The organism is Micromonospora sp. U56, from assembly GCF_018070095.1.
GTDB classification, from domain to species: Bacteria; Actinomycetota; Actinomycetes; order Mycobacteriales; family Micromonosporaceae; genus Micromonospora; species Micromonospora purpureochromogenes.
Window position 1 is genome coordinate 1 of sequence record NZ_JAGPYL010000191.1, and the last position, 7881, is coordinate 7881.

General features: G+C 76.3%; 1 protein-coding gene. It reads right to left on the reverse strand.

What is annotated here, in order from left to right:
* The coding region (locus KBX37_RS32600; RefSeq protein WP_210779679.1) for a type I polyketide synthase at positions 1-7881 on the reverse strand (7881 nt) is incomplete at both ends.

Below are 7881 nucleotides of genomic sequence, written 5' to 3' on the forward strand. Positions count from 1 at the left end.
GCTCGACGTCCTCGCCGGTCGCGGTGGTGACGGCCTGCCGGGTGACGACGGTCAGCCGCGCCCCGTCGAGCCGCCCGTCGGCCAGCCAGGACCGCACCGTGCGCAGCGTGTCGCGGGTGACGGCGCGGGCCGCCTCGGCCGGGTCGCCCCCGCCGGTGGGGGCGGCGAGCAGGACCAGGTCCGGGGTGCCGGTCTCCCCCGCGTCGAGCGCCGCGCCGAGCGCGGCCATATCCGGGTACGCGGGCAGCCCGGTCCCCGGCAGGTCGCCGAGCACGACGGCCCGGCTGGTCACCGACGGGACCGGCGTGGGAGTCCACTCCAGGCGCAGCAGCGCGCCGGCGCGGTCGTCCCGCGCGAGCTGCCCGGCGGAGACCGGCCGGACCAGCAGCGACTCGACGGTGGCGACCGGACGTCCGTCGGGGTCGGCCACCCGGATCCGGCACTCCTCGTCGCCACGCAGCCGTTCCAGGTGTACGCGCAGCGCGCGGGCCCCGGCGGCGTGCAGGGTGACCCCGGACCAGGAGAACGGCAGCAGCGTCTCGCCGTCCAGCGGGCCGTCCTCGCCGAGCTGGTCGGCGTGCATGGCGGCGTCGAGCAGGGCCGGGTGCAGCCCGTACCGCTCGGCGTCCTCGCTCTCGGGGAGCGCGACCTCGGCGAAGACGTCCTCGCCGCGCCGCCAGGCGGCCCGCAGGCCCTGGAACGTCGGGCCGTAGCCGTAGCCGCGGGCGCGCAGCCCCGGGTAGAAGCTCTCCACCGGCAGCGCGGTCGCACCCGGCGGCGGCCACTGGGTGAGGTCCCAGGTGGCCGGGGCGGCGGTCGGCGCGATCGCGCCGGTGGCGTGCAGGGTCCACGCCCCGTCCCCGCCCTCGGGGCGGGAGTGGATCCCGATCTGGCGTACGCCGTTGTCGTCGGGCGACCCCACCACCACCTGGACGGCCACCGCGCCCCGGCCGGGCAGGATCATCGGCGCCCGGTGGGTCAGCTCCTCGACCCGGCCGCAGCCGACGTGGTCACCGGCGCGGACGGCGAGTTCGACGAAGCCGGTGCCGGGCAGCAGCACCGCACCGAGGATCTCGTGGTCGGCCAGCCAGCGCTGCCGGTCGACGGCGAGCCGCCCGGTGAGCACCACCCGGTCGGTGTCGGCGGCCGGCACGGCGGCGCCGAGCAGCGGGTGCCCGATCGGGTCGAGCCCGACCGAGCCGACGTCGCCGGCGGGCGGCAGCGGGTTCAGCCAGTACCGCTGCCGCTGGAAGGGGTAGGTGGGCAGGTCGACGGTGCGGGTGGTCTGCGGGAGCAGCGAGGTCCAGTCGACGGTGGTGCCGGTGACGTGCAGCCTGGCCAGGGCGGTCAGGGCCTGCCGCTGTTCGTCGTGTCCCCGCCGCAGGGACGGCACGACGGTGACCTCGTCGGTGAGGATGCCCTCGATCATCGGCGTGAGCGCGGCGTCCGGACCCAGTTCCAGGAACGTCGTGGCGCCCGCCTGGTGCAGGGCGGTGATGCCGTCGGCGAAGCGGACGGCCTCCCGGACGTGGCGGACCCAGTAGTCCGGGTCGGTCAGCCCGGTCGTGGCGAGAGCACCGGTCAGGTTCGAGACCAGCGGAAGTTGCGGCTCGGCGTAGGTCAGCTCCGCGGCGACGGCCCGGAAGTCGGCGAGCATCGGATCCATCAGGTGGCTGTGGAAGGCGTGACTCACCCGCAGGCGGGTGGTCTTGCGACCCAGCGTGGTGAAGTGCTCGGCCACGTGCAGCACGGCGGCTTCGGGGCCGGAGATGACCACCGACCGGGGACCGTTGACCGCCGCGATGTCCACACCACCGCCTGCCGCCAGGCCGGTGCCTGTGCCGGTGCCGGTGCCGGTGCCGGTGCCGGTGCCGGTGCCGGTGCCGGTGCCGGTGCCGGTGCCGGTGCCGGTGCCGGTGGAGTCTGAGTCGTTTACGACATCAGGTCCAAAGGACCCGACCACCACACCCGGACCCGCCAGCGCCGCCCGCACCTCCTCCTCCGACGCCCGCACCGCCACCATCGCCCCACCAGCCGGCAACGCCTGCATCAACCGACCCCGCGCCGCCACCAACCGGGCCGCGTCCCCCAGCGACAACACCCCGGCAACGTGGGCCGCAGCCAACTCACCGATCGAATGCCCCGCCACGAAATCCGGCCGCACACCCCACGACTCCACCAGCCGGAACAACGCCACCTCGACCGCGAACAACCCCGCCTGCGCATAGCCCGTCCGCCGGATCAACTCCTCATCGTCACCCCAGACCACCTCACGCAACGGCCGATCCAGGTGCGCATCCAGCTCAGACACCACGGCGTCGAAGGCAGCAGCGAACACCGGGAACACCCCGTGCAGCTCACGACCCATCCCCAGGCGCTGCGCGCCCTGACCGGTGAACAGCACCGCCAGCCGACCGGCCCGGGCCACCCCGGACACCATCCCCGGCGCGGACTCGCCGTCGGCGAGCGCGGCGAGGGCCGGCGACAGTTCCGCCGGGGTCGCGCCGAGCACCACCGCCCGGTGGTCGAAGAGCGCCCGACCGGTCGCCAGGGTCCGGGCCGCCGGTGCCACCTCCGCCGGCTCCATCGACCAGGCGAACTCCGCCAGCCGGCCCGCCAGGCTCCGCACCGCCGCCTCGGACCGGGCGCAGAGGAGCCACGGCACCGCCACCGGGAGGCCGGCGGACCCGACCGGGCCGGGGGCGTCGCCGGCAGGCCCGGCCGGCGCCGACGCTACGACCGCCGGGGATTCGTCCGGGGCCTGCTCGATGATGACGTGCGCGTTGGTGCCACTGATGCCGAACGACGACACCCCGGCCCGGCGCGGATGCCCGTTCACCGGCCACTGGCGCGCCTCGGTCAACAACTCCACCGCACCGGCGGACCAGTCCACCTGCCGCGACGGCGCGTCCAGGTGCAGGGTGGGCGGCAGGACGCCGTGGCGGATCGCGTGGACCATCTTGATGATCCCGGCGACCCCGGCGGCGGCCTGGGTGTGCCCGAGGTTGGACTTGATCGAGCCGAGCCAGAGCGGGCGCTCCGCCGGGCGCTCCTGCCCGTACGTGGCGAGCAGCGCCTGCGCCTCGATCGGGTCGCCCAGGGTCGTACCCGTGCCGTGCGCCTCCACCGCGTCGACCTCGGCGGCGCTGACACCCGCCGACGCGAGCGCGGCCCGGATCACCCGCTGCTGCGACGGGCCGTTCGGCGCGGTCATGCCGTTGGACGCGCCGTCGGAGTTGACCGCCGAGCCGCGCACCACGGCGAGGACCGGGTGACCGTTGCGGCGGGCGTCGGAGAGCCGCTCGACCAGCAGGACGCCGGCCCCCTCACCCCAACCGGTGCCGTCGGCCGACGCGGCGAACGACCGGCACCGCCCGTCGGAGGAGAGACCGCCCTGCCGGTTCATGTCGATGAAGGTGTCCGGGGTGGACATCACCGTCACGCCGCCGGCCAGGGCCAGCTCGCACTCCCCGGTGCGCAGCGCCTGAATCGCCCAGTGCAGGGCCACCAGCGACGACGAGCAGGCGGTGTCCACGGTCACCGCCGGCCCCTCCAGCCCCAGCACGTACGCGACCCGCCCGGAGACCACGCTGGTGTGGCCCCCGTTGCCGAGGTAGCCCAGCGCCTCCTCCGGCATCTCGCCGGGCCGGGTCGCCCAGTCGTGGTACATCACCCCGGCGAACACCCCGGTACGCGAGCCGGCCACCGAGTGCGGGTCGATGCCGGCCCGCTCGAACGCCTCCCAGGACGTCTCCAGCATCAGCCGCTGCTGCGGGTCCATGGCGCTGGCCTCGCGGGGGCTGATCCCGAAGAAGTCGGGGTCGAACAGGGCGGCGTCGTAGAGGAAGCCGCCCTCCTTCGTCGAGGTACGCCCCGACCGGCCCGGCTCCGGGTCGTACAGTTCGTCGACGTTCCAGCCCCGGTCGGCGGGGAACTCGCCGATGGCGTCCACCCCCTCGGCGACCAGCCGCCACAGCTCCTCCGGCGAGCTGACCCCGCCCGGGTAGCGGCAGCTCATGCCGATGATGGCGATCGGCTCGTCGGGGACGGCGCGCACCGCGGTCCGCACCGGCTCAGCCGCCGGGCGCAGGTCGAGCAGCTTCTCGACCAGGTGCCCGGCCAGCGCGCGCGGGTTCGGGTAGTCGAAGACGAGGGTGGCGGTCAGCCGCAGCCCGGTGGCCGCGTTGAGCCGGTTGCGCAGTTCCACCGCGGCCAGCGAGTCGAAGCCGATCTCGTTGAACGCCTGCCGGGGCGCGATCGCGTCCGCGCCGCTGTGCCCGAGCACGGCGGCCACCTGGGTACGGACCAGGTCCAGCAGGACCGACGTACGCTCCGCCTCGGTCAGCTCGGCGATCTGACGCGCCAGGGAGAGCTCGACCGGGACGGCACCGGCGGCGGCCCGGGCGGCGGGCCGCCGGGGCGCGCGGACCAGCCGGCGCAGCAACGGCGGCAGCTCGGCGGCTCGCTGTCGCAGGTCCGCCAGGTCGAAGTGGAGCGGCGCCAGGAACGCCTCGTCCACGCCGAGCGCGGCGTCGAAGAGGGCGAGGTTCTGCGCGACGGTGAGTTCCCGCAGCCCGAGGCGGCTCACCCGGTGCGCGGCGACGTCGTCCACCCCGGCGCCCATGCCGATGTCCCGGGGCCAGAGCCCCCAGCCGAGGCTGGTGGCGGGCAGCCCGGCGGCGCGGCGGTGCGCGGCGAGGGCGTCCAGAAAGGTGTTGGCCGCCGCGTAGTTGGCCTGTCCGGAGCCGTCGAGGAAGCCGGCGGCCGAGGAGTAGAGCACGAAGGCGCGCAGGTCGGCGGCGCGGGTCAGCTCGTGCAGGTGCCAGGCGGCGTCGGCCTTGGGGCGCAGCACCGCGTCCAGCCGCTGCGGGGTGAGGCCGTCGAACGTGCCGTCGTCGACGATGCCGGCGGCGTGCACGACGCCGGTGAGCGGCTGGTCGGCGGGGACGGTGGCGAGCAGCGCGGCGAGGGCGTCGCGGTCGCCGACGTCGCAGCCGGCGAGGGTGACCCGGGCGCCGAGGGCGGTCAGCTCGTCCCGCAGCGCGGTGGCGCCGGGAGCATCCGGTCCGCGCCGGCTGGCCAGCAGCAGGTGCCGCACCCCGTGGGTGGTGACCAGGTGCCGGGCCAGCACCGCACCGAGTCCACCGGTCCCGCCGGTGACCAGGACGGTGCCGTCCCAGGCGGCGGGGGCGGCGGCGCGCGGGCGGCGGACGGGCACCAGGCGGGGGGCGAGCAGCCGGCCCTCGCGCAGCGCCACCTCCGGTTCGCCGGCGACGGCGGCGCCGGGCAGGGCGGTGGCCGGGGTCGTGGCGTCGAGGTCGAGCAGGAGCAGCCGACCGGGGTTCTCGGCCTGGGCCGCGCGCAGCAGGCCCCACAGCGGCGCGGTGGTCAGCGCGATCCGGTCTCCCGGCAGCGCCGGCACGGCGTGCCGGGTAACCACGACCAACCGGGTGTCGGCGAGCCGGTCGTCGGCGAGCACGTCCTGGGCCAGCCGCAGCGCCCGGTGCGCGGCGGCCCGTACGCCGGCCAGGGTCTCGCCGGCCCCGGCGTCGAACGTCGCGACCAGCAGGTCCGGCGCGGCCTCGGCGGCCTCCGGACCGGTCAGCACCGGTACGCCGAGCGCGCCGGCCAGCCCGAACGGGTCCGGGCCGAGGACGGCGACGGACGCCTCGGCCGACGCGGGCAGCGGCTGCTCGGTCCACTCGACGCGGAGCAGGTCCCCGCCGCCGGTGCCGGCGCCGAACTGCTCGGCGTCGACGGTGCGCACCAGCAGCGAGCCGACGGTGGCGACCGGCGCGCCGGAGCCGTCGGCCAGCGCGACCCGGACGGTGTCCGGCCCGGTCGCGGTCAGCCGCACCCGCACGGCGGCGGCGCCGGAGGCGTGCAGGGTGACGTCGTACCAGGTGAACGGCAGGGTCACCCCGCTGGCGGGCTGCGGCAGCGCCAGGTCCAGCGCGTGCAGCGCGGCGTCGAGCAGCGCCGGGTGCAGCCCGTACGCGCCACCGTCGGTGCTGGACTCGGGCAGTGCCACCTCGGCGAAGACCTCGCCGTCGCGCCGCCAGACCGCACGCAGGCCGTGGAAGGTCGGCCCGTAGCCGTAGCCCTGCTCGGCGAGGCCCGGGTAGAAGTCGGTGACGTCGACGGCCTCGGCGTCGCGCGGCGGCCACCGGGTCAGGTCGTCGTCGCGGGTCGGGGCGGCGCCGGTCGGGGCGAGCACCCCGCTGGCGTGCCGGGTCCAGTCGCCGCCGGGCGGGGCGTCCTCGCGGCGGGAGTGGAACTCCACCGTCCGCCGCCCGTCGGCGTCCGGCGGGGTGACCACGACCTGGAGCGCGACCCCGGTGTCGTCCGGCAGGACCAGCGGCGCCTCCAGGGTCAGCTCCTCGACCAGGGCGCAGCCGACCTGGTCGCCGGCGTACGCGGCCAGTTCGACCAGCGCGGTGCCGGGCACCAGGTTGACCCCGCCGATGACGTGGTCGGCGAGCCAGGGGTGGGAGCGGCGGGACAGCCGGCCGGTGAGCACCGTGCCGTCCTCGGTGGCCAGGTGCAGCAGCGCGCCGAGCAGCGGGTGGTCGGCGGCGAGCTGCCCGATCCCGGACGCGTCGCCGGTGGCGGGCGGGGAGGTCAGCCAGTAGTGCCGGTGCTGGAAGGCGTAGGTAGGCAGCTCGACGCGGCGGGCGCCGCTGCCGGCGTAGCAGGCCGACCAGTCGACGTCGGCGCCCCGGACGTGCGCCGCCGAGACCGCGGCCAGCACCTCCCGCTCCTCGTCGTGGTCGCGGCGCAGGGCGGCGACGAACGCGCGGTCGCCGTCGGGCGCGACGCACTCCTGCGCCATCGCGGTGAGCACCGGGTCGGGCCCGAGTTCGAGGTACGTGTCGACGCCGGCGGAGTCGAGGAAGGCGATCCCGTCGGCGAACCGGACCGGCTGCCGCACGTGCCGCACCCAGTAGTCGGGGGTGCACAGGTCGGCGCCGGCGAGCGCGCCGGTGACGTTGGAGACCACCGGGACGCGGGGCTGCTCGTACGCGACCAGCTCGGCGACCCGGCGGAACTCGTCGAGCATCGGCTCCATCAGCGGCGAGTGGAAGGCGTGGCTGACCCGCAGCCGCTTGGTGCGTCGGCCACGGCCGGCGAGTTCGGCGGCGATCCGCAGCGTCTCGTCCTCGACACCGGAGATCACCACGGCGGCCGGGCCGTTGACGGCGGCGAGGTCGACCCCGTCGACGAGCAGCGCGCGGACCTCGTCCTCGGCGGCGGCCACCGCCACCATCGCCCCGGCCGACTCCAGCTCCTGCATGAGCCGGCCCCGGGCGGCGACCAGCATGGCGGCGTCGGGCAGCGAGAAGACCCCGGCCGCGTGGGCGGCGGCCAGTTCGCCGATGGAGTGCCCGGCGACGAAGTCCGGCCGCAGACCCCACGACTCGACGAGTCGGTAGAGCGCGGTCTCGACGGCGAAGAGCGCCGGCTGGGCGTACCCGGTCCGGTCGAGCAGCGCCGCTTCGTCGGTGCCCTCGGCGGCGAAGAGCACGTCCCACAGCGAGTGGTCCAGTTGCAGGTCCAGGTGACCGATCGCCTCCTCCAGTGCGTCGGCGAAGACCGGGTACGCGGCGTGCAGCCGGCGGCCGGTGCCGAGGCGCTGGCTGCCCTGGCCGGTGAAGAGCAGGGCCAGCCGGCCGCCGGTGGCGGTGCCCCGGATCAGCCCGGGGGCCGGGTCACCGGCGGCGAGGGCGCGCAGTCCGGCGCGTACCTCGTCGGCGTCGCGGGCCAGCAGCACCGCGCGGTGGGTGAGGGCCGCGCGGCCGGTGGCCAGCGACCAGCCCAGGTCGACCAGCTCCGGCGGCGGGCCGGCGGGATCGGTGGCGTCGAGCAGCCGGGCGGCCTGGG